Source organism: Nitrospira sp. ND1, from assembly GCF_900170025.1.
Lineage (GTDB): Bacteria > Nitrospirota > Nitrospiria > Nitrospirales > Nitrospiraceae > Nitrospira_A.
The window spans coordinates 2,913,037-2,938,406 of record NZ_FWEX01000006.1; the positions used below are offsets into that span (position 1 = coordinate 2,913,037).

Annotated in this window: 20 protein-coding genes; 6 read left to right on the plus strand and 14 right to left on the minus strand. The window is 59.2% G+C overall.

Going from position 1 to position 25,370, the window contains the following annotated elements:
• Nucleotides 1-449 precede the first annotated feature (449 nt).
• Nucleotides 450-776 (plus strand): RNA recognition motif domain-containing protein, encoded by a 327-nt coding sequence (locus NSND_RS18510; protein ID WP_013249835.1) that lies wholly within the window; start codon nt 450-452, stop codon nt 774-776.
• A 91-nt stretch (nt 777-867) separates the two neighbouring features.
• Here the strand turns inward: NSND_RS18510 and NSND_RS18515 are convergent, their stop codons facing one another.
• The 9 genes from NSND_RS18515 to NSND_RS18555 form a co-directional block, all read right to left on the minus strand.
• A complete protein-coding gene (locus tag NSND_RS18515; RefSeq protein ID WP_143833623.1) occupies nt 868-1,572 on the minus strand; it encodes a hypothetical protein in 705 nt (234 codons plus the stop codon).
• 192 nt (nt 1,573-1,764) lie between these two features.
• A complete protein-coding gene (locus NSND_RS18520) occupies nt 1,765-2,661 on the minus strand; it encodes a tetratricopeptide repeat protein (protein WP_159450873.1) in 897 nt (298 codons plus the stop codon).
• 229 nt (nt 2,662-2,890) lie between these two features.
• Nucleotides 2,891-4,411: an efflux transporter outer membrane subunit gene (locus NSND_RS18525; protein WP_080880395.1), complete on the minus strand. Its 1,521-nt coding sequence runs from the start codon at nt 4,409-4,411 to the stop codon at nt 2,891-2,893.
• Nucleotides 4,408-5,400, minus strand: coding sequence for an efflux RND transporter periplasmic adaptor subunit (locus tag NSND_RS18530; RefSeq protein WP_080880396.1), 993 nt, complete (start codon nt 5,398-5,400; stop codon nt 4,408-4,410). The genes NSND_RS18525 and NSND_RS18530 overlap by 4 nt, the downstream gene beginning before the upstream one ends.
• Nucleotides 5,397-6,164, minus strand: a complete 768-nt coding sequence (locus NSND_RS18535) for an ABC transporter ATP-binding protein (RefSeq protein ID WP_080880397.1) — start codon at nt 6,162-6,164, stop codon at nt 5,397-5,399. The genes NSND_RS18530 and NSND_RS18535 overlap by 4 nt, the downstream gene beginning before the upstream one ends.
• Entirely contained in the window at nt 6,161-7,291 is a 1,131-nt protein-coding gene (locus NSND_RS18540; protein ID WP_080880398.1) for an ABC transporter permease, read from the minus strand. The genes NSND_RS18535 and NSND_RS18540 overlap by 4 nt, the downstream gene beginning before the upstream one ends.
• On the minus strand, nt 7,288-7,704 hold the full coding sequence (locus NSND_RS18545; RefSeq protein WP_080880399.1) for a DUF6022 family protein: 417 nt from the start codon (nt 7,702-7,704) through the stop codon (nt 7,288-7,290). Before NSND_RS18545 ends, NSND_RS18540 begins: the two co-directional genes overlap by 4 nt.
• Nucleotides 7,705-7,880: 176 nt before the next feature.
• Nucleotides 7,881-9,923, minus strand: coding sequence for a sigma-54-dependent Fis family transcriptional regulator (locus NSND_RS18550; RefSeq protein WP_159450874.1), 2,043 nt, complete (start codon nt 9,921-9,923; stop codon nt 7,881-7,883).
• Between the two features lie 68 nt (nt 9,924-9,991).
• Nucleotides 9,992-11,455, minus strand: a complete 1,464-nt coding sequence (locus tag NSND_RS18555; protein ID WP_080880401.1) for an Rqc2 family fibronectin-binding protein — start codon at nt 11,453-11,455, stop codon at nt 9,992-9,994.
• Nucleotides 11,456-11,777: 322 nt separating this feature from the next.
• On the opposite strand from NSND_RS18555, the gene NSND_RS18560 reads away from it, so the two are divergent.
• Nucleotides 11,778-12,005 carry a hypothetical protein gene (locus tag NSND_RS18560; protein ID WP_080880402.1) on the plus strand — a complete coding sequence of 76 codons (228 nt, stop codon included), beginning with the start codon at nt 11,778-11,780 and terminating at the stop codon, nt 12,003-12,005.
• Between the two features lie 125 nt (nt 12,006-12,130).
• Here the strand turns inward: NSND_RS18560 and NSND_RS18565 are convergent, their stop codons facing one another.
• Both NSND_RS18565 and NSND_RS21750 read right to left on the minus strand, forming a co-directional pair.
• Nucleotides 12,131-12,961, minus strand: coding sequence for an IS3 family transposase (locus NSND_RS18565; RefSeq protein ID WP_235000306.1), 831 nt, complete (start codon nt 12,959-12,961; stop codon nt 12,131-12,133).
• On the minus strand, nt 12,958-13,257 hold the full coding sequence (locus NSND_RS21750) for a helix-turn-helix domain-containing protein (RefSeq protein ID WP_235000307.1): 300 nt from the start codon (nt 13,255-13,257) through the stop codon (nt 12,958-12,960). Before NSND_RS21750 ends, NSND_RS18565 begins: the two co-directional genes overlap by 4 nt.
• 276 nt (nt 13,258-13,533) lie before the next feature.
• On the opposite strand from NSND_RS21750, the gene NSND_RS18570 reads away from it, so the two are divergent.
• The 3 genes from NSND_RS18570 to NSND_RS18580 all read left to right on the plus strand — a co-directional run bounded on the left by NSND_RS18570 (nt 13,534) and on the right by NSND_RS18580 (nt 16,155).
• Nucleotides 13,534-15,081: an aKG-HExxH-type peptide beta-hydroxylase gene (locus tag NSND_RS18570; RefSeq protein ID WP_080880403.1), complete on the plus strand. Its 1,548-nt coding sequence runs from the start codon at nt 13,534-13,536 to the stop codon at nt 15,079-15,081.
• 480 nt (nt 15,082-15,561) lie between these two features.
• Nucleotides 15,562-15,756 (plus strand): hypothetical protein, encoded by a 195-nt coding sequence (locus tag NSND_RS18575; protein ID WP_080880404.1) that lies wholly within the window; start codon nt 15,562-15,564, stop codon nt 15,754-15,756.
• Between the two features lie 3 nt (nt 15,757-15,759).
• A complete protein-coding gene (locus NSND_RS18580; protein WP_080880405.1) occupies nt 15,760-16,155 on the plus strand; it encodes a type II toxin-antitoxin system death-on-curing family toxin in 396 nt (131 codons plus the stop codon).
• Between the two features lie 82 nt (nt 16,156-16,237).
• On the opposite strand, the gene NSND_RS18585 is transcribed toward NSND_RS18580, so the two are convergent.
• The 3 genes from NSND_RS18585 to NSND_RS18595 all read right to left on the minus strand — a co-directional run bounded on the left by NSND_RS18585 (nt 16,238) and on the right by NSND_RS18595 (nt 20,134).
• Nucleotides 16,238-17,035 carry a S1 family peptidase gene (locus NSND_RS18585; RefSeq protein ID WP_080880406.1) on the minus strand — a complete coding sequence of 266 codons (798 nt, stop codon included), beginning with the start codon at nt 17,033-17,035 and terminating at the stop codon, nt 16,238-16,240.
• Between the two features lie 160 nt (nt 17,036-17,195).
• Entirely contained in the window at nt 17,196-18,179 is a 984-nt protein-coding gene (locus NSND_RS18590; RefSeq protein ID WP_143833624.1) for a PKD domain-containing protein, read from the minus strand.
• A gap of 140 nt (nt 18,180-18,319) precedes the next feature.
• Nucleotides 18,320-20,134, minus strand: coding sequence for an APC family permease (locus NSND_RS18595; RefSeq protein WP_080880408.1), 1,815 nt, complete (start codon nt 20,132-20,134; stop codon nt 18,320-18,322).
• A gap of 353 nt (nt 20,135-20,487) precedes the next feature.
• Between NSND_RS18595 and NSND_RS18600 the strand changes: the two genes are divergently transcribed.
• Nucleotides 20,488-25,353, plus strand: coding sequence for a multicopper oxidase domain-containing protein (locus NSND_RS18600; protein ID WP_080880409.1), 4,866 nt, complete (start codon nt 20,488-20,490; stop codon nt 25,351-25,353).
• The last annotated feature ends 17 nt before the right edge of the window (nt 25,354-25,370 follow it).

Genomic DNA, 25,370 nt, shown 5'->3' on the forward strand with positions numbered 1-25,370 from the left:
TGGACGTATCTTAGCATATGTCCAGTATTACTGGACAAGATAAAATCCGCGGTGCGGGCAAGGAATGTGATGTTTTTTGGTGTGCGATTGTTTTGCGGTCGGTTTCTGTGCCCGCTGTGAGCTTTGTGTCAGATTCAGTCGTCGTTCTTTTATGCCTGGTTGTCGATTGTGATGTGACAGTCAATCCTGGTCACAACGGCAGACCCGCACCTTAGTAGGCCTATTTCATGGCTTGTATGGTGGGGGGAGCCATGGTACTATCCCGCGTCTCCCGCTGGGGCCTGGTGAGAGATGCGTTGAAATAGTTCAGGCCTGACTCGATGTTGCCTTGCCCGGGAATCTAATCGAAAGCCAGACCCAAGTCGCCCCGTTGTCCAGCGTCTTCGGCCCGTCCTTTCCCTTTCTTTCCTTCGTTCAAGACAATGTCACTACCCAAGAGGAGGACCCACATGGGTTCTAAAATTTATGTTGGCGGGTTGCCCTATTCGGCAACCGAACAGCAGTTAAGCGATTTGTTCGCGGTGCACGGGGCGGTTGAATCGGCCCGTATCATCACGGACAAGTTTACCGGCCAATCGAGAGGTTTCGGATTCGTCGAAATGGCCTCTTCAGACGAGGCGCAGAAGGCGATTTCGGCTCTCAATGGGACGGACATGGGTGGCCGGACATTGACGGTCAATGAAGCGCGTCCTCAGGAGCCCCGATCTGGCGGTGGCCCTGGGCGGAGCGGCGGCGGGGGATTCAACGATCGCGGGGGCAAGCGCGATCGCTGGTAACGCCTAATTTCGTATCAGCTTGTGGGGCAGTCATCTTTGTGGTGGCTGCCCCTTTTTTGTGCCTGGAGGCAGATGGTGATGCGGTGGCTGCTCAGTGCGGGGGATGACCGCTCGGAAGGGGTGCATCGAGGAGTCGAAGGACCAGGTCGTCGAAATAGGTCACCGCATCGGCTTTCGTCCAGAGCCCAATCCGTCCGTTGGAAAACGTCTGGTCGCACACGCGAAAGAGCACGGCATCGTCATAGATGGCTTTGAGCTCGCAGCCACGTTGTACGATGCGCAATTTGTGCCACCCGTTTGCGGGGAGCGGGCGGTCGAGCTGCTTGACGATTTGCTGGACCCCCTTCACGACGCGATAGAGCCTGACCTTCTGTTCAACCAAGCTGGCCCTCAGGAGGTAGTAATTGCGGTCATCCGTGGCATGCCATACAAGTCCGCCGCCGAAATCGGCTTTTCCTGCCACGGCCAAATAGGAGACCTCGACATCAATGTTGCCGCTGTCGGTCCCCTCCATGAGCAGCAGCTTGTGCGCCTGATCTGTTCCTTTCGGTTGCAGTTGAGCGAGTACTTGGGAGGGGCTCTTCGCGCGGTCGGTGATGAGAATTTTCCACTCGCCGGCCGGGCGGCCGTCGAAGAGCGTGCCGATCACGAACGAACTGGGGAGCGTTCCCGGAGCGATGGAGTCAAAATCCCATTGCCTGGTGTGGGATGTCTCCGGATCTTCCTGCTCTGCCGGAAAGGATTGGCCGGGCCACAGAGGTATCCCGCACAGGACGGCCAGGATCCAGCCTCTCACGTGCGTGAATCTGCCGATGGTGGGCCCAGTGAAATGGTTGTGCATCAAAGTTTCCCGTCAGGACGGAAGCGTTGAGGACTGTACACCAAATGAGGTGGGATCGGCGAGAGGAGAGTGAGACCATTCAGTCGGATCGGCGATGACTCCCGGATTCGGATTCCGGCCTCGCTGGACCGGCCAGCGAGGCGCCGGTTACGGCATCTCCAGTTCACGGAGTTTGGCTTCGGCCTGTTCCAGCCACCGACGATTGGCGGGCGTATCGAGTTCAAGGCGAAGGTACTGTCTCAATTCCTGAGCCGCTTCCATCCGCTGTCCCATGCCTGCCAGGGCATTGCCGAGGTTGAGACGGATCTTCGCATCGTTGGGCCTCAGGTGCAGCGCGGTGCGGAACTCGCTGACGGCCGCTTCCGGCTGGCGTTTTTCCATCAGTCCCAGCCCTAAATTAAAGTGCGCGTTCACGTCGTTCGGTTGAAGGCTCGCAGCGGTGCGATACTCGGCGATGGCTCCATCGAGATCACCCATGGCTTTGAGCGTCACGCCGAGATTGTTGTGCGCGTTCACATCGCTGGGGTTATGGCGCAAGACCGTTCGAAACTCCGCAATGGCGCCTTCTAAGTTTCCCATTTCCTTGAGCGCGACTCCCAGATCATTGTGGGTTTTGGGGTCGTCGGGTTTGAGGCGCAGGGCTTCTTTGAATTCAACCATCGCTGCGTCGTTCCGCCCGACATCGAGCAGGGTATTAGCCAGGTTAAGGTGGGCGGCGAAGTAGTTGGGCTGGAGTCGGAGCGCATGTTTGAATTCATCGATGGCTTGCCCCAGGTCGCCCTTGAAGACAAAGGCCACGCCGAGATCGTTGTGGCGCATCGCTTCCGCGTCTGTGTCTACCGGTTGCGTGATTTTATCGGTAGTCGAAAGAATCTGTTCTTCTGCCAGCCCCGGCTTGTCGTCCATCCCGGGTTTGGAGACCGGCTTGTCGAGGGGCGCAGCCGACGTATACGTCGGGAAGAACGTCGTGAGCCCGAGTACCCACAGTATGAGGGCAGGAGAAACCCGGCGTGCCGGGGAATGGCCGCGGACACCGTCTTGCATGAAAGGCTCCTTCCGAGAAGTCGTACGAAGAATCTGACGAGAGCGCGCGACCGGTGCCTGGTCCGCAACTCTATTGAAGGATTCGGATTGCATTCCGTCAAATAGCCCTATCCGCGCGAAAAATTCAAGTTGAAAGTCCCTGCTGTGGTGACGATGCGAGTGTGAGGCAGCCGGCAATGCGATTGCTGACTGCGCCGGAGGAAGGACTAACACTGGCCGTGTGGATTACTTAATGCGTGGCGGAGCCGGCCGGGATCGCAGAGAGATTGTTGCCGGGCGTCTGCCATCCGCCGCCGAGGGCTTTGTAGAGGCCGACCATGTCGGTGAGGCGGGCGCGCTCGGTCTGCGCAAGCTGTGTTTCTGCGGCCAGCATCGTTCGTTGGGCATCGAGGACGTCAAGGTAGTTCACCAACCCCTTGCGATAGCGTACCTCCGCCAGCCCTACGGCCGCGGTGGCCGCCGTCGCCTGTTCACGCTGTCGTGCAAGTTGTTCCGTGCGTGAGTGTATCGACACCAGGAGGTCCGCTACTTCGCGGAAGGCGAGCAGGATCGTCTGTTGGTAACCTTCCAACATTTGTTGATATCGGGATTCGGCCGCCTCCAGTCTCGCGACGTTGGTCCCACCCAGGAAAATGGGGAGGGTGACCGATGGGCCGATACTGAAATTCGCGCTGTTTCCTGTGAACCAGTTCGCGAACTCGGCGCTTTGTAATCCTCCCTGGCCTGTGATGGACAACGTGGGGAAGAAATAGGCCCGCGCCTGACCGATCCGGGCGTTGGCGGCCACGAGCGACGCCTCAGCCTGAAGGATGTCGGGTCGCCGCTCCAACAATTGCGACGGGAGGCCGACGGGAATTTCCGGCTGTACGATGACCTTCCGCAAGGATGTCGGCGCCAAGACTACGCTGCCCGGCGCCGATCCCGTCAACACTTCCAAGCGGTGTAATTCGACGGCGCGTAGACGAGTCAGATCCGGGATCTGCCCCGCGCTTTCCGCGACGAGAACTTCCGTTCGTTTTACGTCCAGGTCGGAGGCCAGGCCCACTGATGCCCGCTTGGTAATGATGTCGAGCGAATCCCGTCTGAGGGTCAGGGCGCGTTGGGCGATTTCAATTTGCTCATCCAGTTCACGGATTCGAAAGTAGGACTGTCCCACATCCCCAATCAGGGTCAGCGCAATCGCGCGGGCGTCCTGCTCGATCGCCTGCGCGTCTGCCGAGGCGGCTTCCATCCCGCGACGGATGCGACCCCAGACATCCAGTTCCCATCGGAGATCCGCCGCCCCGTTCCAGAGATCGAAACTGCTTCCGGGCTTGGCAAAGACCTGCGGCCCCGGTTGTTGGCCGGTGGCTAAGCCCAATCCTGCTAGGGTGTTTTTTGACACCACGATATTGCTGTAGCTGCCCTGCACATTCAGTTGTGGATAGAGGCCGGCGCCGGCGGTGGTAACAGACGCCCGTCCTTCGAGCACGCGTGACACGGCGCGGCGGACGTCGTGGTTTTGTGCGAGCGCGCGTTCCACGAACTGGGTCAACTCCTGGTTGTGGAAGGCCTGCCACCAGTCCGCTTCCGGCATCGTATCGGTCGCTCCGGCAGCCAATGGGCCGGAAGCCATGCGTGTCCAGTCGGCCGGTGTTTCGACCGGTGGACGATGGTAATTCGAGCCCTGTAGGCACCCGCTGGCGGACAGCGACAACATAACGAGGACGGTGGAAATGGCGAGTTGTCGGCGGGACGTGACTCGTTTCATTTGCTCGGTTCCTCAGCGGAACGTGCGCTGCCCGGTGCTGGTGCCGGTGGTCCGTCCGGTGCGCGTTCGATGAACACATCGACCTGCTGTCCGGCATAGATCGGAAACGCCGGCCGTTCGAAGCGGTAGATGATCTGGAGGACCCGCGTATCGACCCGTTCGCTGTTGTCTCCGGTCAGGGATTTTTTGGGGACAATATAAGGCTCGATGCGCACGAATGTCAGCGGAATGGCCTGGGCAGTATTGCCCTTCAGGTAGGCGATCCCGGGTCGGTTGGGAGCCACCAATGGAGCATTGACCTCATCGACCTCTGCGCGGACTTGCAGTTGCTGCATGTCGCCCAGGAGCATGAGCGGCTCGGTCGCACCGGTGGTCAGGGCGAATTCACCGGCCCGGACATTGACCTGCAAAATCGTCGCAGCCCGCGGCGCACGGACTATCAGGCGGTCCAGGAGCATCTGTGTTTCGTCGCGCTGGGCGATGACTTGTTTGAGGGTGGCCTCGTAGCGGCTCAGCGCGCGTTTTGCCATTTCCGAGGCGTACCAGGTACGCTTCACGTCGTCTTCGCTGACCGCCCGGCTGTCCCGAACCGATTTCAGTCGCTTGAGCTGCGTGTCGAGATCGCCGATGCGATATTTCTGCTCTTCGACTTGGGCCTCCGCCGGTGGAATCGCGGCCTGGCGAGCCACCAGTTGCGCGCGAAGGTCTCGATCGTCCAATTGAAGCAAGGGATCGCCCTCACGAACCCGGTCACCGACCGCCACGAACACGTTCGTCACCAGTCCCGCCATCGGCGGCCCGATACGGACGTTTTCGTTGGCCGCTTCGATAATGCCGGTCGCGGCGACGGTCGTTTCATAGGGAGACCGGGGTGGCTCTACTATCGGCGTCGGCATAGGCTGGTTCTTGCCGGCGGTCAGGACGACCCAGGCAGCCAGCATCGCGCCTGCGACAGCGAGCCAGACACTAAAGCGATTGAGAATGGTCATGCGGTTGCCTCTCTCTGAATCGGGTGAATGCCGACAATGCGGCCGTCGGTCAATTCCGCCATGCGATCGCCGAACTGAAAAATCCGGCTGTCATGGGTGACGACGATGACGCAGCGATCGGGGGCACGCCCCACATCCCGAATCAATTCCATGATCTTCTGCCCATTGGGCCCGTCCAGCGCGGCGGTGGGTTCGTCGCACACCAGCAGTTGCGGCTCATTGACCAACGCCCGGGCAATGGCGACGCGCTGCTGCTGGCCGCCGGAGAGGTTGCGCGGCAGAAACTCGGTCCGGTCGCCGAGCCCGACACGTTCAAGCATCAGCCGCCCTCGTGAGATCGCCTCCTTCTTCCGAGTGCCTTGGATCAAGAGCGGAATGGCGACATTCTCCGCCGCCGTCAAGGCAGGCAGGAGATTGAATTGTTGGTAGATAAATCCCATGGTTTGCCCACGAAAACGGGTGCGCGTGCCTGGCGACATGTTGGTCAGTGAGGCTCCCAACACATCGAGCTCACCGGCATCGATATCCAGGATTCCGGCGATGGCCGACAGCAGCGTGGTCTTTCCTCCCCCCGATTCTCCGACGAGGAGCAGCAGCTCGCCGAAATACACGTCGAGGTCGATGCCCTTGAGCACCGTGACGGTGGTCTCGCCGGACCCGAACGACTTGACGAGTCCTCGGACCTGCACGGCGATGGCTTGCTCGGCTCCGTTGCCTTCCATTGTGCGGCCCTGTGACTGTGACAAACCATCCATGGCGGTCATCGAAACACAATTGCCGGTTCAAGCCGGGCCAGTTTGATGATGCTGATCAGCGCCGATAACGTGCAGATCATGAGCAGGGCAACAAAGACCAACAGGAGCAGCGGCCAGGTTTCCAGGAACGGGAGCTGACCCTCTTGTGCCGTCAGGAGACCGAAGACGGTGGCGAGTCCGATGCCGATCCCATACCCTGTGATCCCCACGGTAAACGCTTGCAGGAGAATCATGCGGGCCAGAGTCGCGGTGGAAGCGCCCATGGCTTTGAGCGCGCCGAACTGCCGCAGGTTTTCGACGGTAAAGAGGTAAAATGTTTGCCCTGCGATGGCCATCCCGACCACGAAGCCCAACAGAATCGTGGTGCCGAAATTGATTCCGATGCCGGTGTTCTTCAGGACCCAGCCGATCGTTTTCCATCCGAATGCATCGGCGGTGAAGGCGCCCAGTCCCGTGTGGTCGCGAATACGTTGGATCACCTCGTCCACCGGCGCGCTGTCTTTGGCCTTCGCGAGGACGTAGGAGAGGGTGCGCCGTTCTCGCGGGACATATCGCAAGGCCCGCTCGTAGGTGGTGTAGACGACAGGAATGTTGGTGAAGGTTTTTTGTGTCTTGGCAATGGCGACGACGCGGGCCAGCTTGTCGTTGAGTTCGAAGACCGTGCCGACCGTGATGACTGTTGGCCCACCCATGCGTTCGACGGCCCATTGATCGAGGGCCACGGCGTCAGGTTGCCGGAGGTCTTCGAATCGTCCCTCCAGCACTTCCGCCGGGCGGCCGATCAAGGTGGCAGCGTCCAGTCCGGTCAAGGTGATTTGGTGATACTCGCCGTTCGCAAGCCTGGCCCGTAAGAGCCCCTTATACAAGGGAACGGCCCATTCCACACCGGGGATGCTACGGACGCGATCGACCGTGGTGTCGGCAATCGGTTTGACTTCATCGACCTGCGCAATGCCGGGATCCGTGACCCAGATCGGCACGTTGAGATTACTGATACTCGATTGGGACCAGATCATGAGCCCCCAAAAAATCGAGCCTTGCTGGACGATCAACATGACCGCAAAGGTGAGACCGCACAGCAGCATGAGGTATTTCGCCCGATCGCCGAAGAGCATCCTGAGGGCGACGTAATTCATTCGTGCTCTTCCTGAGCCGGGCCGGTCGGGGCATAGGCCACCACGCGCGGCAATTGCGGAAGGCTCACTTGATCATGTCGATGAAAAAAATAGGTGCAGATCCTGGCGATGGGACAGCCATGGTGCAGGGCGACGGTCCAGAAACGCCGCACATGTTGGCCGTTCGGTTGTTGGTCTTCGTCCATGAGCCGTAAGGGGCCGGGAAAGGCATCGGTAAAAGTAATGCCTTTAGCGGCGAATCGCTCCGCAAGTCCTTCGGTCAGAAAGTCTAGAATTTCCCCGCACCAGGAGAACCGGCGCCCGTCTTTGCTTGCCTCGCCGGACGGGAGCAATTCGGCCTGTCGCGCGGCGACATAGGCCTCGATCTCATGGCTGACGGTGTCTGGTGTCAGTCTGGAACCGACGTTCTTCATGTAGGAATACCAGAGCAGGGGTGATGCCAGCGCGGAATGCGGAGTCACTTTTGCGAGCAAGTTACTAAAAGATAAGGAGAATAGAGAGTAATCGAGAAACGTGACCGGAGTAGATGATTGGGGCGAAGTGCCGAGAGTTGGGCAAGGCTTAGAGTGGCATGCCCACATGCGGGCACTCACGAGGCCTGTCGAGGCGGGCGGCTGATGTCCAGCTTTTTCATGCGGTGTTGGAGGGTGGACCGTTTCAGTCCCAATTTCTCCGCCGCTCCTTGCTTGCCCGCCAGGATCCAATTGGTTCGAGAGAGTGTCGCAACGATGTGCGCACGTTCAGCTTCTGCGAGCGTCCGCGGCTCGGGAGAGGGTGCTTCTCCGCGGCCCAATCCATCAAGTTCATCGACCGTGATCGCCGAGCCTTGGCTCACGATGACGGCACGCTCGATCACATGTTCCAATTCCCGGACATTCCCGGGCCAGTCATAGCCGGACAGGGCGTTCAGGGCCGCACTGTTGATTCGCGTGACCGGCTTTCTGTGGCGCTGGCTGTATTTCTTCACAAAGTGGCGGGCCAGTAGCGGGATGTCCTCGCGGCGTTCGCGCAAGGTCGGAAGGCGCAGCGGGAAAACGTTGAGGCGATAGAAGAGATCGGCGCGAAATGAGCCTCGTTTGATGGCCTGATCCAGATCGACGTTGGTGGCGGCAAGCACGCGTACATCGACTCGAATGGTGTGGCTTCCACCGACCCGGTCGAATTCCTGGGCCTCCAGCACGCGCAGGAGTTTCATTTGTAGGTCGATCGGAAGTTCTCCCACTTCGTCGAGGAAAATCGTGCCCCCGTGCGCCAATTCAAAGCGGCCCAATTTACGGACGGTTGCGTTGGTGAAGGCGCCCCGTTCGTGACCAAAGAGTTCGGATTCGATGAGCGTGGGCGGGAGCGCGGCGCAGTTTACGGTAATCAACGCCTTGTGTTGGCGCGGCGAGAGTCGATGAATGGCTTGAGCCACCAGTTCCTTGCCTGTCCCGGTTTCCCCGGTGATGAGAACGGTGGAATCGGTCGGCGCGACTTGCTCAATGGCCTTCAGCGATTTCTGCAGCGCGGCGCTGTTGCCGATCAGGCTTGTCAGGTCGAGAGAGGCACCCATCTCCTCACGCAGATAGACATTTTCCTGTTCCAGCTGATCCTTGAGCTGACGGATCTGGTCGTAGGCCGAGAGATTGGCGATCGCGTGCGACAAGTGAAAGCCGATCTGTTCGGCCAGCGCCAGGTCGCGTTCGGAGAAGGCGTTCCGCCGTCTGCTTCCGATCGCCAGAAAGCCGTACGGCGCTCCCCGGACGAGCAGCGGGCAGAGCATGGCAGAGAACACGCCGAGTGACTCGAAATACGTATGTTCCGCAAATCGTTCCTGGTTGTATCCGGTGAGCAGCAGGGGCTTTCCGGTGGCCAGGATTTCGGCCGGCGCCATCCGCTCGAAGGGAAATTGTTTCAGCGCCTCCTGATCGACGGCGACGCCTTCACAGGACAGGATCTCGAACCAGGGGCCGTGGGGGGCGCCGATGAACCTCACGAGGCCGGTCGTGTCGTGAGGGATGACCTCACGGAGAATGGGCTGTATCGAGCTCAGGAGATTATCCAGGGTCATGGTGCCCAGTACGACCTGGCTGTTGATGGCGACCAGGGTGTCGCGTTCTTCGGCCGCCAGGACCGCAGTCAGGACCGGCGCGATATGAAGGCCGAGCATGTCGAGAAACACCCGGTCCTCTTCAGAAAAGAGACCGGGTCGTCCAGGCGAGACGGCGACCATCACGGCCAAGGTTTTGGCGGTTGCGCAGGGCCGGGATTCAGCCGGTATCCTGATCGGGGACACCAGGACCGAGGTGGCTTGGCAGGTTGTGGGGTCGATGGCCTGCGCCTCGGCCCAGGGCGAGGCACTCAAGTCGTGTGTGAAGATGGCCTGCCCGGCCAGCACGGCTGCTTCTTTGATGGTGCCGGCGGCGGGCAACTGATCGATCGGATAGGCGGGCGACCCCGGTGTGCGGAGGCTTTCCGAGACGGGCGAGAAGGCCGCCGTGCTTTCACTATACAGGTAGAGGCCGATGATTTCGCAGCCCAGGAGGGGCGCGAGTTCCTGCTGGAGACGTTCATCGAACTGCCGAAGCGTTTTTGCTTGGAGCAGGGCACTCAGAATACGAAATCGATCTCGTCTGTCTGTGCCGGTGCCCATATGTGGGCACTCTACCATTTCTCGAACATTGAGGGAAAGGCGGCGCGGAGCAGGTTGAAGTGTTTCGTCTAGGGCCCTCCTTCGGTGTTTCTCGCTTTGAGCGCCGCGAGACGCGTTTTGTCGAGGGTGATGTAGATGGTTTTCTCTTGGGTGACGGTCACCGCGCCCGGTGCCTGGCCCTTGGCTTTCTTGACCCATTTGCGTCGAGTGTACATGACATCACCCTTCCCGCTTTTCTTTAGATCGCTGTACAGCAGGGCGAGTGTGGCTGCGTCCCGTATCGTCTCAGGCGGCGGATCAGTGCCCTTCTCCAGGCGCACAACGACATGCGAGCCCGGCGTGCCGCGCGCATGTAGCCAGAGGTCCTCGCTCTTGGCGAGGCCGAACGTGAGTTCGTCATTTTCGCGGGCGTTGCGCCCGACAAAGATCGGATGGCCGTCCGATGAGATGAAGCGTCGAAACGGTCCCCGGCGTTCCTCGTCGGCACCGCGCTTCCGGACCTGCCGAGACGGTGTTCCGGTCGTGGTTCGGTGTTCACCACTCGGCGCCCGCCAGGTTCCATTTTTGATGGTCTCTAATTCGGCCTGGAGTTGCTGGACGTCCGCGTCGATGGCCGCCACGCGCGGCGCAATTTCGCGCTGGGCAGAGACGAATTTTCGATATTTAGCGAAGTACGCATCCATGTTGGCCTGTGGCCCCTTGGTCGGATCGAGCGGAATCGACAATTCGGGTAGGCGCTCATCGTAATAGTCCACGACCGAGACGGCGGTCATGCCTTTCTTCAGTAAGCCGAGATTGGCTTTCAACAGTTCGCCGTATCGTGCGTAGGGCTCGTATCGTCCGGCCTGTTCGAGGTCACGGCGGAGCCCTTCCATCCGACGCAGCAGCTTTTTGAGGGCTTTTCGTAGTGCCGATTCGCGCTGTCGGACCTGGGCGAGGTGCGACAGCTCTGCTTCGCGCTCCCGATAGAGAATTTCCAGTCTGGATGAGAGCGGGAATGGATCAGCCTCCGTCGGAGGCTGAGGTTCCATCGCGGGAGTCGCTGTTTCTGAGGGCGATGATCGTAAGGGTACCGAGGCCGGTGCCTGGTAGACCTGGCCCACACGGTCTCTATTGTGACGAAGCGTCGCCAGCACACGTGTCTCTCCATCCAGAAATAACAGGTCTGTGTTTCGACCGAACAGTTCCGCGATCAAGGTCACCGGCCCATCCCGGCTTGTCAGGTCCAGCCGAACGATCCGATCGCCGGGGATGTGTGTGATGCCGTCGATACGCGCGCCTTGTATGCGTGCCCGCAGGAGTTGGCAGAACGAGGGCGGGGTCGGCGGGTTGGGAAGGCTCTCGCGCACGAGGTGTATCCGTGCCGTTCCGTCGCGTAAGGAACAGAGCAATCGGCGAGTGTGGCCGGGCACACGAATCTCCAGCAACAGGCCGTCAGGAAGCGGTTGGGAGATCTTCTGAATCCAGCCGTCGGCCAGGGCCGGCGCCAGTTCCTGAACAATGGAACCAATTTCTGTCGCGCTGAGCGCCATTTTCGGTACGTGACTCCCGGTCCGCAGGGATAGATCTAAACCCTGATTCAGCAAGGGTAGATAGGTTTTTCAGCGGAGTTAGTCGATTCTACCCATTTTTGTCCCATGAGACCAATTCGGTCACAGCCGAGTCAATTTGTCGCGAGAGGATCGGTTTTGGTGTGATCGCATCTTGCGGCCAGGTGAAGAAATGGCCCGGTGCGATCAGTGGCATCCACATTGCTTCTTTTCAGGCCTGAGGGTTGTTGAGTTGTTCACATGGGCACGAGATCTGTCCGGACAGGACGGGAGATCTCACCGGCTGTCCGAAGGGAGGCGACTCATGACGTGCACGCGCTGTGAAGGTTTGATGGTGACGGACGATTTGATCGATCTGCAGGAGAGTTATCACCCTATGCGGTTGAGCGGGTACCGGTGCTTGAGCTGCGGCAATGTGGTCGATACGCTGATCCAGCGTCATCGGATGGTGCAGAATTCTCATCTCCATCCTGTTCCGGTCTCGGCTCCCGAGAAGCCGTTCCTCTTTGATCTGATCAAGCTGACGGCGTAGGCCTTCCCCCGCGAAGCCGGCGCCGGTTTCGCGGGGTTGTTCCGCCGACAGAGCCGCCTCAGAGGTGGCTCCGGTTGGTTGGACAGCCTAGGCCATTCTTTAAGTGGCGCCTGGCGGGTCGCTGATTACGCGGCCGTGAGCCGTGTCGTCAGATTGTCATAGTACACCTGGTCAGGCGTCTGGCCGTCAAGCGCCTGATGCGGCCTGGTCTGATTGTAGAACGTCAGATAGCGCTCCACGCCCCTGGTGGGCCGCACTGACGGTGTCGTACGCGTGCACATAGACCTCCTCGTATTTGAGACTTTTCCAGAGTCGTTCCACGAACACGTTATCCCGCCAACAGCCTTTCCGTCCATGCTGATCTGAATGCCGTGGTGCGTGAGCAACCCCGTGAACTCTTGGCTCGTAAATTGGCACCCTTGATCGGTATTGAAGATGTCCGGCGTGCCATCGTGGGCCAGGGCGTCCCGGACGGCCTCCAGACAGAAATCGGTCGTGAGCGTGTTGGAGAGGCGCCAGGCCAACACCCGGCGACTCGCCCAGTCGAGGACCGCAAACAAATACACAAAGCCTCGCGCCAGCGGGATATAGGTAATATCGGCGGCCCAGACATGATTGGGGCGCGAGATCTTCAGGTCGCGCAGGAGATAGGGGTAGACCTGATGGGCCGGATGCCGGCAGCTGAGATGCGGCTTCCGATACAGGGCCTCAATACCCATGCGGCGCATCAGGGTCGCCACATGCCGCCGCCCGATGGTCTGGCCCTCTTGCCGCAAGAGATCACGCAGCATGCGGGCGCCGGCAAACGGATGGGCCAGATGTAGCTCGTCGATCCGCCGCATCAGCGCGAGCGCCGTCTCTGATACGGGCGTCGGGTGGTAATAGGCGGTCGAGCGGGCCAGTTTCAGCAGCTGGCATTGCCGCCGGACAGGCAGTTGATGGGTGCGATCAATCATGGCTTTGCGCTCCGCAAGCCCGCCTTGGTGAGCGCCCCGGCTAAAAAATCATTCTCCAGGGCCAGTTGGCCAATCTTGGCGTGGAGGGTCTTGAGATCCGGGGGGTCTGCCGGCGGCTTGGTTCCACCAAACACATCGGCCGCGCCCGCCAGCAATTGCTGCTTCCAGTCCGTGATCTGCGTGGGGTGGACCTGAAAGTGCTCCGCCAATTCGGCCAGCGTCTTGTCGCCTTTGACCGCCGCCAACGCCACTTGCGCCTTAAACGTCGCCCCGTGATTCCGTCGTGTTCTCTTCATCGCCTCGCTCCTCTGGTTCGCCACCACCTGGTGGCTTCGGCGAAGCCAGGCTACCACTTACCACACTGTCCGAATTTCCGGAGCCCCCTCTCTCGACGAATCGTCCTCCGCCAGGCTTGTCCGCTCTCTCGACCGTTCTGTCCCGCTGCTCCCATCGCTTTATCGCAGGTGACTTCATTTCCGCAGTCGGTTGCCACCCCGCTGGCTTGTCAGTCGGCGGGCACTCGCGTAGAGTGCCCGCGCGACACCCTATGTGATCCAGAAAGGCTGCAGCTGATGACGTTATTAGATGCGCGGGTACTCGAACAGCTGATATCGGAATTCCGGCGCTCGATGCGAGGGTTGCTCAAGGAAGTATGCCAGGATTTTGAACGGAATTATGCCGACGCTGCCTGCACGTTCGGGTTGCCGATCGATTGGTTTCGTACGTTGGGACAGTCGTTCACCTCGGAGGATTACAGCAATGGGAAGGTGGTCGGGTGGATCGAGTCGCTGAACGACTTGCTGTATTTCGTCGACATCCTGGTGCAGGTGCGGCAGGAGCGATCTCGCGGAGAGATTGCCGCGCAGCTCCGCGCGGAGTTTAGGGAAAAGTTCTACGAGCACGGGTATGCCGATGAGATTTTCCCTAACGGCAAGCCTGAGTCTCGCCTGCTTCTTTCCCGACTGACCGCCTTTTGCCAGCGATTGGCGCGGGAAATCACGCAAGAGTCTGTCTGCCTTGCTCCCCAGCTGGCTTGTGCGTGGGTAGCCGGGCAGGGTAAGGACGCGTGGCTGGTGCCCTGTGATTTGAATGCGAATGTGGAACGTGTCGAATTGCCCTGGGTCTGTGCGGTCGGCACGGCGGGCTTGTCCTATGTGGCTCCAGCCCCGGTTCGATCGGCGCTCAAACGGGCAGGAGGGCAGGGGGAATTTCTGATCAAGCCGTCCGGGATCGATCTGCTGGTCGGCGATCAAGATTATGCCCTGGTTGCATACGGCAAGAAGGCGCGGTGGCATTGGCGGCGTCTCGAGCCCCTGTGCCTCAGGGAGAGCCAATATGGCGCGCTTGTACTCGGGCCGACACTGGTCTATGGAAAGGACAAGACGCCGGTGGCGGTGCGGCCGACGAGGCCGGAGATTGCCGCACGCATGCGACGGGCACTGTCTGTTATTGCGTCGGCCTGGCCGGAGGGGGATCGGCTGCTGGCGTTATTGACCTCGCGTGTCGTACCGCTCAAAGCCTCCGGTGTGGTGAGCTTCAGCTACCGGCATCGTCCCGGGCTGTCTGCCATCAATTGTTTTGACCGTGACCGGCTCGATTTGATCGACGATCTGATCCATGAGAACAGCCACCATCACCTCAATTTGCTGCTGCGCAAAGACGCGATGTATCAACACGATCACAACCAGGAGATTTTTTATTCGCCCTGGCGGCGCAGTCTGCGGCCGCTGAGAGGGATTCTTCACGCGACCTTCACGTTCACCATGGGGGCGATGCTGTTCGAGAGGCTGTCTACGTGGGCATCCGGTCGGGCGGGGACTGCACGATGGAAAAGGGCTGGCCTCAGCCCGCGCGATCTTGAGCGGGCCCGCTATCGCTGTCTCGAAGAAATCGATTCGGTGCGGTACTCGTTGAAGGATCTCGATCTTGCGGGCGGCCATTTCAAATGGCTGACTCGCGGAGGCAAACAAGTGGTGAAGCAATTGGCCGATGCGCTGGCGCACATCGAACAACAGATGCTGACCCATGAAAAAGATGTGAGCCGGTCGTCGTTCGGTCCCGCCTTGCGCCGCCATCGAGCCGAGTTGGCCCGTGCGCGAGAGTTGTTTAGCCTGGTCTAAGCACTGTCATGTTGCCTGCCCGGCAGTGACTGCTAACGCCACGGCATTTCGTGTGGAGAATCATTTCTCTGGGTCCGGTAGCACGATGCGAATTTCCGCCGCCGCGTGATGCACGTGATTCGAGCAGATTGTCCCGTCATACTTCCAATCGTCGTATCCAGCAAGATACGATGAGTATCCAAGAAGATACGGTAGGCGGAGTCTTGGACTGAATGTCCTGGCCGCATGTCTCCTGTAGACCTTGCCAGGAGAGCGAGCCTTTCTCGCAGCGCCCGCCATCTTTGCAACGAAGGGTCGTTGATTTAATCGGTGGCGAGTGCCTCAGTTCGGATTCTGCCAGGTGTCTGCCTCTCGACGCACTTCAGAAATGTCTCCCAAGTTTCGCGAGGGCTCCTGCTGGACAACAGGTCTGGCATGTACTAACATTGTTCATACGTGAGGTGCGCCATGATTAAGACATTGAAAAGGCACGGAAATAGTATGGCCCTTGTCATCGAAAAGCCGATGATGGAAGCGCTCGGGATCACGGAGGAGACACCGCTTCAGGTGACGGTAAACGGGAATGCGTTGGTTGTCACCCCTGCGAACGTGGGCGTCGGTCCTGAGCGGATGAAAGCCATTACGAAAGAATTGCGCAAGCGATACGGGCCGATGCTGAAGCGGCTGGCGGATTAGTCTGTGAAAGAATTCATCTTTCTCGGTGTGGAGGATGTATTGCTGCTCCATACAGACACCATCGACATCGACGGCGGTTCACAGGGTGTCAGGGAACATGGCCTTCTGGATGCGGCCGTCGCGATGCCTCGCCAGCAATTCGACGGTGAGTATCTTCATGAAGATATCGCCGCGATGGCCGCGGCATATCTCTTCCACCTCGCCCAAAATCATCCCTTCGTAGACGGGAATAAACGGGCAGCAGTGATGGCCGCGCTATCTTTCCTCTACGTCAACGGCATTGAGAATTTGCCCGCTCCTCAAACGCTGGAAATCACGACGCGACAGGTTGCAGCAGGGGAGTTGAGCAAGGACGCCTTGACGCAGTGGCTACGAGCTCAGACAGGCAAGCGAAAGTAATCCCCTCGCCCGGTCGAGGAATTCTGCACCGTCCGCATGAATGGTGGACAGCGCGATTGGGTACAACATGAAGACGTTACCATTAGGGATCTACTGTTACTGCCCCCTCATTTACAAGTTGCTGGATGGTAATACTGTCACTCTCGCCTGCCTCAATTTCTAAAGAGAAGATCTCGTTGATACGTGAAATATAAAAATCATTCGTCCCATCAAAACCTGTAGAGTTTATTCCGAAGACTCTTCCCGAAGGGCCAGCCACCGGCCCACCGCTAGCTCCATGATGAATGACCATATCCGTGCGATAGCAGGGACCCGGGAGCATCACTCTGTCCCGTCCGTTCGATAGGTACTCAACGATTCGTCCTTCATAGAAGTCAGGATTAAAGGAGAGAATTTGTCCGCTCTCCGTTGCTTCAATGATCGTACTCGGATATGCGAAGGTAGCTATGACATCACCAGGTATATGTGGCCTTATTGTCAGACGCGTCCGGACGTCCACTAGTTCTTCTCCAGTTTCCTCATTAAGGGATGGGCAGGACAGGCCTATCGCTACATCCGCAGTATCGTGACAGTCAATCTGGAGAACGGGACGAATGTGCCATTGGTTTGGCGGGATGAGCTGCCAAGTAAAGATCGGACGGCCAGAGTCATGGGCTGATAATAATACATGCTTAGCAGTTGCAAATACTCCAGAGCTTGTTATGAAGAAGCCGGTTCCGATGTGCCGATACGTGTGACCTTCAATCAACTCAAGTAGTGGGATTATGGCTGCACCTCCTACAAGAGGAGTTCCCGTTTCATCTTCAAATCCATAGAGGTTTGGAGGAGCAGAGCCCGGGAGTGGTGGATGTTCTGGAGGAATGGGGGTTTGATTCGGCATGATAGCTCTGGTGCCGATGATATACCTTTAACAGACAGGCTGTTCAAAAAGGTCAACCAGCGAGGCCGTAGGCGAGAAGAAACCGGAGGCGTAGCCTCTGGCTAGGTTGAGGATTGATTCGAGCCGAGAACGCCGCCGGGGACCTTTTTCAGCAGCCTGCCTAGGGTTCGACGGTGACGTCCACATACGCCGGTACACTATCGGCACCCTTTTTATCCGTCACGCGCAGCTTGAAGCGAAAGGTGCGGGTTTCGGAGACATAGGGCGCGGTAAACGACGGTTCTGCCATGTTGACATCGAGCATTGCGACTTTGCTGCCGCGCACCTGGCTCCAAGCATAAAATAGGGCTTCGCCCTCAGGGTCGCGACTCTGCAATCCGTTCAAGCGCACCTTCGCGCCGGCCTTGACCGTTTTGGCGGCGCCGGCATCGGCAATCGGGGGTTCGTTTGCCTCGGGGTTGACCTCCACGCGTACGTCGAGCGTCGCTTGTTTGCCGCGATTGGTGACGGTGAGCGAGGTCTTGCCGTTGCCGACAATCTGCAGCAGGCCGTCCGGCAAGACTTTAAGAATATGGTCGTCGCCGGAGCTGTACTTCGTGCCGGTACTGGGCGATGAGAGGGGGCGCATCACCCCGTCGGCGAATTCGCCCACGACGGGGAGTTCGAAGATCTTGCCGAGGGAGTCGACGTGCCCGTAGGCGGAGGATTGTCCGGTACGACCAAGCTGCAGCGGTTTCTCTGTCTCAAAGTCGATGGACAGCAGGTCAACTGCAGGCTGGACGGTGACAAAGACTTCGTCAAACACGGTCTTGCGGCCAAGCCGGCCTTGTGAAATATCGGCGATGGCCAGGAGTCGCATGCGGCCGATGGCGTCTGGCGGGACAGGCAAGGCGCCACCATAAGGGGGTACGCGGTCGACGGTGGAGGTCAACGCGGGCAGGGCCACGACAGGCGCCCCGGTGATGCTGTCTTTCTGCCAATACTTCTCTGTGGCCATGCTTCCTTGGGAGGCCTTCCCTGCCCGGTCTTCTCCCTGTTCTACCAGGGCCTCGGTCTGCTCCGGATACCAGTAATAGCGGACTTCGACGAGGCCTGCCTCCCTCCCTGCTTCAACCTCGACAGGAACTGCCTGGCCGGAGGTCAAGACTGCACCGTCCGCCGGAGCGACAATCTTAAATGCCAATGCCGGCCCCACGGGCACGCATAGCAAAAGAGTGAGCGCAAGTAGGCACGCTCCGGTGTTCCGCCTGTTCACTGAGCCTCGGGATGGTGTTTGTCGCATGCTCACCTCGTGAGGTGGTAGGGCACGTCGGTTAGGATGACGCGATCCTTAAACAGGAGGGCGCCCTTCAGCATGAAGGCTCGTTGATTGTGCAGAATATTTTGCCACCAACGAGCGGGGAGAATTTCCGGGATCACCACCGTGACCCAACATTCCTGATCTTTCTGCAGCACCTGTTCGAGATAGTCGAGTAAGGAGCTCAGTACCGACCGGTAAGGAGAGGGCAGCACCGTGAGCGGGACGCCGCACCCCCACTGAGCCCACTGAATCTCCACCCGAGCGGTCTCCTCCGGATCGACATCGACGAGAACCGCACGAATGTCTCCGGAGCGGCTTCGCGCATAGTCTACGGCGCGAATGACGGCCCGGTTGACCCCGCCGATCGGGAGCACGACAATGTTGCGCCGGGGCATGGGTGGGCGGTGTCCCCGGGACAGGGCGACTTGTTCCGAGACGGCCTTGTAGTGGGAGCGGATCGCGCGAAAAAACGTAATGAGCAGCGGGATGAGTACGATGACGATCCACGCGCCATGGGCGAACTTGGTGCTGGCGATAATCAACGTGGCAATGGCGGTTGTGACGGCGCCGATGCCGTTGACCAGCAGTTTTTTCTCCCAATGCGGCCCTTTCTTGACGAGCCAGCGTTTCACCATCCCGGCCTGGGAGATCGTGAAGGATAGAAACACACCCACGGCATAGAGGGGGATCAACGCATGGGTGTCGCCGTTGAACAGGACGATCAGCAGGCAGGAGAAGACGCCGAGAATGATGACGCCATTCGAGAAGACGAGCCGGTCGCCCATCATGGACATTTGATGCGGCATGTAGCTGTCTCGGGCCAGGATCGATGCCAGGCGTGGGAATCCGTTGAAGCTGCTATTGGCGGCCAGAATCAAAATGACCATGGTCGATGCCTGTACAAGGAAGTAGAGCGGGCCTGTTCCGAATGTGGCGCGTGCGATTTGCGAGACCACAGTCTCATCGCCTTTGGGTACGATTCCGAAGTAGTAGGCCATGGCGCTGATGCCGATGAACATGGTCCCGAGAATCGCCGCCATGCCGATCATGGTAAATGCGGCGTTCTTCGGTTCAGGCTTCTTGAACGCGGAGACCCCGTTCGAGATCACCTCGACGCCGGTGAGCGCGGTACAGCCGGAAGAAAAGGCGCGAAGCAGGAGAAACAGCGTCAAAGGCTCTGTGGGCGCCATGCTGGGGAGCGGCTCGACACGTGCCGCATGGCCGAACAGAATCTGGAGGGCGCCGACGCCGAGCATGGCCGCGATGGTTGCGATGAAGATATAGGTCGGCACGGCGAAGAACTGCCCCGACTCGCGGACACCTCGCAAGTTGACGACGGTCACCAGAAGGATTGCGGCGACGCAGAGAGCTTCACGATGGGGAAGGAGCGCCGGAACGGCTGAGATGAGCGCGGCCATTCCGGCCGCTACGCTGACGGCGACGGTCAACACATAGTCGATCATTAAGGCCGCGGCCGCGACCAGTCCCGGCCATTCGCCGAGGTTCGACTTGCCCACGATGTAGGCGCCGCCACCCTCCGGATATTCAAAAATAATCTGCCGATAGGACATGGTCAGGATAATCAGCAGACCGATGATGGAGAGGCTGAGCGGGATGGAATAGCCGACCATGGCTGCGCCGGCCAGCGTCAGGACGAGCAGAATTTCCTCTGTGGCATAGGCCACCGAGGACAAGGCATCGGAGGAAAAGACGGCTAGGGCGAGTCGCTTAGAAAGGCGTTCGTGAGCGGCTTCCTTCGTCTTGAGTGGCAGGCCGACAAGCCAGCGTTTCAAGATCATGGGTCATTATGCCCCAAGTTGCGGAAGAGAGACAATGGACTGGGAAATGTTGTTGGCGGTGGTAAGCGGTAACCTCAGAGTTCGCCCCGGGGGAGAACGTGTATTGAAGTCGATCAAGTGAGCGCACGACCGCTTGGCAGCATATGCTGTACGAGCAGGTGAGGGGGTTGACAGAGACGGATCAGTTCAGTAATCTCCGGCACTTGTTCTCTAAAGGAGTGCCCTGCGTGCGTGATGTCGCAGGATTACAGCCAGAATGCGTATCTCCAGTGTTGAGGATGTCATGTTCTGATCGTAAGCGCTCATAACTTTTCATCTGTTTCTTTCCAAACTCTATCCAAGGAGGCCGGTCCATGGATTGTCATTGGTTCACTCGTGTCACATCGCGCGCCCTCAGCGTCATCGCTGGTGGTGCGCTTGTGTGTCTCCCGCTAGCCGCATCGGCTGAAACGCAGCCGCATGTGGACCATGCGGCGCCGCAACAAACAGCGATGTCCCATCAACTCCCGTCTTGGGCGGAGAAGTTGAAGGGGCAGACGATCGTCGAAGATGCGATGGCTGGAAAGCCGGAGCGTTCTGCGATGGTTGAGCAGCAGCACCAACGGATTATGGAGCATTTGACCCATGACCCGCAGGCGCAGCAGGTCAACACGGGTATGTTCAATACCCAGACCATGATGCACCAATATGGGGCAGGCGGTCAGGACCTCCTGTTGATGTCCGACCCACGAGTGGAGCCAGTGGCATTGTCGGGAGGCGGGAAGTGCCCGGCCTCGGCGCCGGTCAAGCAATACAACGTGTCGGCGATCAACATCGAGATCACGCTGAACCAGTGGCTCGATTTTTATCCCGGCTACATGTACACGCTGGACGAAAATCTCGACAAGGTTCGGGCGGAAGAAACGAAGAATCGGGAAGCCCGCGACAAGGAAGGTTTTGATCCAGGCGCGGTGATTCCCGGTGTGCAGGCCCAGTGGATTCAGCCGCTGACGATTCGCGGCAACCAGGGGGATTGCGTCAAGATCAAGTTGAGCAACAAGTTGGAAGGTGGCGAAGACGTCAGCCTTCACATCCATGGCTCCAGCATGGTGGTGAGCGCCACTGGTGCCGCAGCCGCCACCACGAACTCCGACAGCATCGTCCAGAAGGAGAAGAGCGGCGAGTTCGAGTGGTACATTCACCCGAGTACGCAGGAAGGTGTCCGGCAGTTCCATACATTCGCGAATGACCGTGAATTGACCGTCATGGGTCTCTTCGGATCCTTCGTTGTCGAGCCGCGCGGATCCGAGTACCTGGAAGCTTTGGGGTCCGGAGATGCGACTCCCGCCTCCAGCGGCTGGCAGGTCATGATCAAGAACGGGACCGGTCCGGACTTCCGCGAATTCGTCCTGTACTACCACGAGGTCGGCGACGAAGCCTTCCGCCCCGTCAATAAGAAAGGCGACTTTCTTCCTCAGCGCGACCCGCTGACCGACGCCTATCGCCCGGGCGGTCGTGCGATCAACTATCGCAGCGAGCCGTTCGGAATCAACAACATGCACGTGCAGCACGAATACTTCGGATTCGAAGACGAGTCGATGGGGTACAGCTCGTACACCTTCGGCGATCCGTCTCCCACGATCCCGCGCTCGTACATGGGCGACCCGGCGAAGTTCCGCCTGGTCCATGGCGGATCGGAAGTGTTCCATAGCCACCATCCGCATGGCGGCACTATCCGATGGCCGCGGAGTCCGCGCGCCATTGATGACATGAATCTGTGGACGACCGCTGGAAACGGACCGGTCAAGTATCCGGTGATCCGTGCCAAGACGGATCGTGTCGACGTCGAAGTCATCGGGCCGTCGGAAGCGTTGGACCTCGAGACGGAGTGCGGCTCCGGCCTGTGCCAGCAGTTGGCCGGCGATTTCCTGTTCCATTGCCACGTGGCGCACCATTATGTGGCGGGCATGTGGGGATACTGGCGGGTCTACAACACCCTTCAACAGGGCGACATGCGTAATGACGTCATGCCGGATCTGCTTGAGTTGCCCGATCGGAAAGGTCGCATCAAGGGGCCGATCACGTCGGACAAGTTAGTTGGTCAGACCGTGGATTGGTTCGGCAAGTCCTTCAAGATCGTCGAGAAGGGCAAGAGCGATTGGAAGTCCAATCCGGCCACCGTCACGATCAAGGACTGGGTCGAGATGCAGCTCCCGACGATGGGCAAGCCGGGACACAAGAACGATGAAAAGGGACAGACCGTGTCCTACGATGCCACGGTGTTGGATTGGGCCTGGGAAGGCACCCGTGCATTGAGCGAACCGGAAAGCGCGATCGACAATCCGAAGTATAAGTCGACCCATCCGGGCAAGCGGCACCCGATCACATTCGAGCCGTTGACCGGTAAAGTCGCCTGGCCTCACCTCACCCCGCATTTCGGGAGACGCGTCATGTTCTCCCCGAACCACGTGGGTGCGCCCTGGTTGGAGATGATCCGCCGGGATGCCAACGGCGAGGAAAGCGTCGATCAGGCCCTGCCTGGTGAAAACGGTAACTGGAGTCTCTGCCCGGAGAATGCGGGCCGGAAACACTACAACGTGCACTTCATCAAGCTCCCGATCACCATCGCCAAGAAAATCGGCAAGGAGCCGCCGGTCATCGATCCGAACGGCTTGATCTATGTCTTGCACGAAGAAGAGGCGGAGATTCGGAAGAACGATGACCTGAAGTATCCGTTGGTCGTCCGCGGCAACATTTACGATTGCGTGGACTGGACCCTGACCAGCGAGTGGGACGACGATGACTACACCAACTTCCAGTCGTCGAAGATCAACACCCACTGGCATTTCCTGCAGTTCGACAACCAGGCGTCCGACGGCGTGATCACCGGATTCTCCTATGAGCAATCCGTGCGTCCGTTCACGATGCTGGAGAAGAAGAATGCGAAGGGGCTTCCCGCCCCGATGAACACTGTCGTGACCGCTGCCGCTAAGAAGGGCGCGAACACGATCACGGTGAAGAATGCCAAGCAGTTCCATGTCGGCACGCTCCTTCTCGTCGGTGCCGACAATGTGAAGGGGAATGAAATTTCCCGCATCAAGGCTATCAATGGCAATACGATCACGTTGGCCAAAGGGCTGAAGAACGATCACCCGGCCAATGACATCGTCACGGTCGAGTTCGTGCGTCAGCGGTTCTGGGTCGATGCGGACGTGGGGACCGTGTTCTGGCACGATCACGCGTTTGGTGCGACCACCTGGCCGCACGGCGGCTTCGGCACCTTCATCGCCGAACCGGTTGGATCGACGTATCATGATCCAAAGACTGGAAAGTTGATCCGCAGCGGACCGATCGCGGACATTCACACGAACGAGCCCGTTGGTCATGGCGTGAACAACAGCTTCCGTGAATTGATGGTCCAAGTGCACGACACCGTGCCGCACACCGTCAACATCGTGACGGCGGGCAATCCTCCCGGGCAGCCGATTGAAGTAGCGCTTGAGGCAGGAAAGACCGTCTCGTTCATGATGCCCGAGAAGATCTATATGACGCCGATGCCGTTCTTGAACGGTGGTACGCATACCACCGGCAGCGGCTTGAATTTCAGGGCGGCGCCGGTTGCGCAGCGGTTGGCGACCAACCCTGATTCGTCACAGATTTTCAGCAGCCTGGTCCACGGTGATCCGTACACGCCGACCTTGCGTGCCTATGTCGGTGACACGATGGTCTTCCGTCTGTTGCACACCCTCATGAACGAGTCGATGGTCTGGACCCTGTCCGGCCACACGTTCTGGACCGAGCGGTATGCGTCGGATGCCAATCGGAAGAATTCCATCCATATCGGTATCGCCGAGCGGTATGACCTGGTGGTTCCTGAGGCGGGTGGATCACGACATCAAGCCGGCGATTACATTCACTTCAACGGTCGGTCCTCGAAGTTCTCCGAGGGTGGCTGGGGCATCATCCGGGTGTTGGATAAGGAGCAGGCTGATTTGAAGAAGTTGCCCGCGGGCTTCTCGATCAAAGGGGAGATTCCGAAGCCTCTGCCGGTCTGTCCTGCCGATGCTCCCGTGAAGCAGTTCAACGTCGTCGCGATGGACTACGCCGGCATGAAGTTCAATGCCAAGGCGCCGGAATCCATCGAAGTGGACTTTGAGCGGCGGATCCTCATGACCAACGCTGAAGCGAAAATCTATGCGTTGGAAGAAGACACCGCGAAAGTGGCCGGCGGGGCACACCCGATGCCGCTGACGCTGCGTGTGAACAGCGGTGATTGCGTCAAGGTGCATTTGAAGAACAAGATGAAGGACAGCAAGGCCTCCTTCTCTGCGATCGGCCTGGCCTTCGATCCGAAGGATTCCATGGGCGCGAACGTAGGGAACAATCCGGGTGACCAGACGGTTGCACCGGGAGCCGAGCGTGAGTACACGTACTACGCCGATCCGTTCAACGGCGAGACGACCTCGTTGGTGTGGGATTGGGGCAATGTGATGACCAATCCGCGGAACGGGTTGTTCGGTGCCGTCGTGGTCGGGCCAAAGGGATCGAAATATCGTGATCCCAAGACCGGTGCGGATTTGTCCAATAAGAATGCCTGGGCGGCCGATGTCATCATCGATCGCTCGGTGCCGGGCAATGAAATGCGGGCGAATTATCGTGACGTGGCTTTGTTCTTCCAGGATGAAGACAACATCATCGGTACGAGCTTTATGCCCTACGTTCAGAACGTGGCGGGTTTGACCGGCGTCAACTACCGGTCGGAACCGTACAAGTTCCGTGAAGAGCAGGGCTGCTCGCTCGGCAAGGTATTCCAACCTTGTAAGGCGGACAAGCCGGAAGATCCGGCGACCCCGCTCATCGAAGCGCATGCCGGCGATCCGGTGCGTATTCATGTGTTGGGTGTCAGCAACGAGCAGAACGGCATGTTCAGCGTTGAGAAGCACGAATGGCCGATCGAGCCGTTTATGCGGGGCGCTGACCTGATCAGTGTCGTGGAGTTCTCCGGCTCCGAGACGATCGACGCGTTCCTCCCCTCGGCGGGTGGAATGTATCGTTTGCCCGGGGATTATGTGTACAGCAACCAGCGCTTGCCGTACTCGCAGTCCGGACAGTGGGGCTATGTGCGGGTATTGCCGTCCGGTGATACGCGACTGCTGCCATTGGCTGGCGCGAGCGCCGGCACCAAGAGTGCCGAGGTTGAGCAGCCGGTTGCGCACGCGATTCCTGTCGCGGCCAAGTAGACTGATCGCATCTCTCA

Bases quoted from the DNA above. Each gene is read 5' to 3' on its own strand.
- NSND_RS18570 (WP_080880403.1), top strand. From the start codon at position 13,534: ATGACGTTATTAGATGCGCGGGTACTCGAACAGCTGATATCGGAATTC.
- NSND_RS18565 (WP_235000306.1), bottom strand. From the start codon at position 12,961: ATGATTGATCGCACCCATCAACTGCCTGTCCGGCGGCAATGCCAGCTG.
- NSND_RS18575 (WP_080880404.1), top strand. From the start codon at position 15,562: ATGGCCCTTGTCATCGAAAAGCCGATGATGGAAGCGCTCGGGATCACG.
- NSND_RS18545 (WP_080880399.1), bottom strand. From the start codon at position 7,704: ATGAAGAACGTCGGTTCCAGACTGACACCAGACACCGTCAGCCATGAG.
- NSND_RS18595 (WP_080880408.1), bottom strand. From the start codon at position 20,134: ATGATCTTGAAACGCTGGCTTGTCGGCCTGCCACTCAAGACGAAGGAA.
- NSND_RS21750 (WP_235000307.1), bottom strand. From the start codon at position 13,257: ATGAAGAGAACACGACGGAATCACGGGGCGACGTTTAAGGCGCAAGTG.
- NSND_RS18585 (WP_080880406.1), bottom strand. From the start codon at position 17,035: ATGCCGAATCAAACCCCCATTCCTCCAGAACATCCACCACTCCCGGGC.
- NSND_RS18530 (WP_080880396.1), bottom strand. From the start codon at position 5,400: ATGACCATTCTCAATCGCTTTAGTGTCTGGCTCGCTGTCGCAGGCGCG.
- NSND_RS18560 (WP_080880402.1), top strand. From the start codon at position 11,778: ATGACGTGCACGCGCTGTGAAGGTTTGATGGTGACGGACGATTTGATC.
- NSND_RS18540 (WP_080880398.1), bottom strand. From the start codon at position 7,291: ATGAATTACGTCGCCCTCAGGATGCTCTTCGGCGATCGGGCGAAATAC.
- NSND_RS18510 (WP_013249835.1), top strand. From the start codon at position 450: ATGGGTTCTAAAATTTATGTTGGCGGGTTGCCCTATTCGGCAACCGAA.
- NSND_RS18525 (WP_080880395.1), bottom strand. From the start codon at position 4,411: ATGAAACGAGTCACGTCCCGCCGACAACTCGCCATTTCCACCGTCCTC.
- NSND_RS18550 (WP_159450874.1), bottom strand. From the start codon at position 9,923: ATGGGCACCGGCACAGACAGACGAGATCGATTTCGTATTCTGAGTGCC.
- NSND_RS18535 (WP_080880397.1), bottom strand. From the start codon at position 6,164: ATGACCGCCATGGATGGTTTGTCACAGTCACAGGGCCGCACAATGGAA.
- NSND_RS18520 (WP_159450873.1), bottom strand. From the start codon at position 2,661: ATGCAAGACGGTGTCCGCGGCCATTCCCCGGCACGCCGGGTTTCTCCT.
- NSND_RS18555 (WP_080880401.1), bottom strand. From the start codon at position 11,455: ATGGCGCTCAGCGCGACAGAAATTGGTTCCATTGTTCAGGAACTGGCG.
- NSND_RS18600 (WP_080880409.1), top strand. From the start codon at position 20,488: ATGGATTGTCATTGGTTCACTCGTGTCACATCGCGCGCCCTCAGCGTC.